This is a genomic window from Paracoccus simplex, from assembly GCF_042648325.1.
Lineage (GTDB): Bacteria > Pseudomonadota > Alphaproteobacteria > Rhodobacterales > Rhodobacteraceae > Paracoccus > Paracoccus simplex.
The window spans coordinates 1-1,193 of record NZ_JBHRXE010000078.1 but is presented as its reverse complement, the minus strand read 5'-3'; the positions used below and the strand labels follow the sequence as shown (position 1 = coordinate 1,193).

Sequence of the window (1,193 nt, the reverse complement as noted above, 5' to 3'; positions counted from 1 at the left end):
GTTGACCACGGCAAGACGACGCTGACGGCTGCGATCACCAAATATTACGGTGAATTCAAGGCCTATGACCAGATTGACGGGGCCCCCGAGGAGCGTGCGCGGGGCATCACGATCTCGACCGCGCATGTGGAATACGAGTCCGAGAACCGGCACTATGCGCATGTGGACTGCCCCGGCCACGCCGACTACGTGAAGAACATGATCACCGGCGCGGCGCAGATGGACGGCGCCATCCTGGTGGTGAACGCCGCTGACGGCCCGATGCCGCAGACGCGCGAGCACATCCTGCTGGGCCGCCAGGTCGGCATCCCCTACATGGTCGTCTACCTGAACAAGGTCGACCAGGTGGACGATCCGGAACTGCTGGAACTGGTCGAGATGGAAGTGCGCGAGCTTCTGTCGTCCTACGACTATCCCGGCGACGACATTCCGATCATCAAGGGCTCGGCCCTGGCGGCCCTGGAAGGCCGCGACAAGGAGATCGGCGAGGATTCGATCCGCGCGCTGATCGCCGCCGTGGACGAATACATCCCGACGCCCGAGCGCGCCGTGGACCAGCCGTTCCTGATGCCGATCGAGGACGTGTTCTCGATCTCGGGCCGCGGCACGGTTGTGACCGGCCGCGTCGAGCGCGGCGCGGTGAACGTGGGCGACGAGCTTGAGATCGTCGGCATCCGCGACACCCGCAAGACCACCTGCACCGGCGTCGAGATGTTCCGCAAGCTTCTGGACCGCGGGGAAGCCGGCGACAACATCGGCGCGCTGCTGCGCGGCATCGACCGCGACGGCGTCGAGCGCGGCCAGGTGCTGTGCAAGCCGGGTTCGGTGAAGCCGCATACCGAGTTCGAGGCCGAGGCCTATATCCTGACCAAGGAAGAGGGTGGCCGTCACACGCCGTTCTTCGCGAACTACCGTCCGCAGTTCTACTTCCGGACCACGGACGTGACCGGGACGGTGAAGCTGCCGGAAGGCACCGAGATGGTGATGCCGGGCGACAACCTGAAGTTCGAGGTGGAGCTGATCGCGCCGATCGCGATGGAAGAGAAGCTGCGCTTCGCGATCCGCGAGGGCGGCCGCACGGTCGGCGCCGGCGTGGTGTCGAAGATCCTGAAGTGATGCTGCGGGGCGGGGTTTCGGCCCCGCCCGGGCAAGACATCGTCGGGTGATCCCGGAGACGGGATATCGCGACGACG

Annotated in this window: 1 protein-coding gene; it reads left to right on the top strand. The window is 65.9% G+C overall.

Annotated elements, in window-relative coordinates; genetic code table 11:
- On the top strand, positions 1–1,116 hold a 1,116-nt coding region (tuf, locus tag ACFOMP_RS19830), incomplete at its 5' end, for an elongation factor Tu (protein WP_379033796.1).
- Positions 1,117–1,193: the final 77 nt, after the last annotated feature.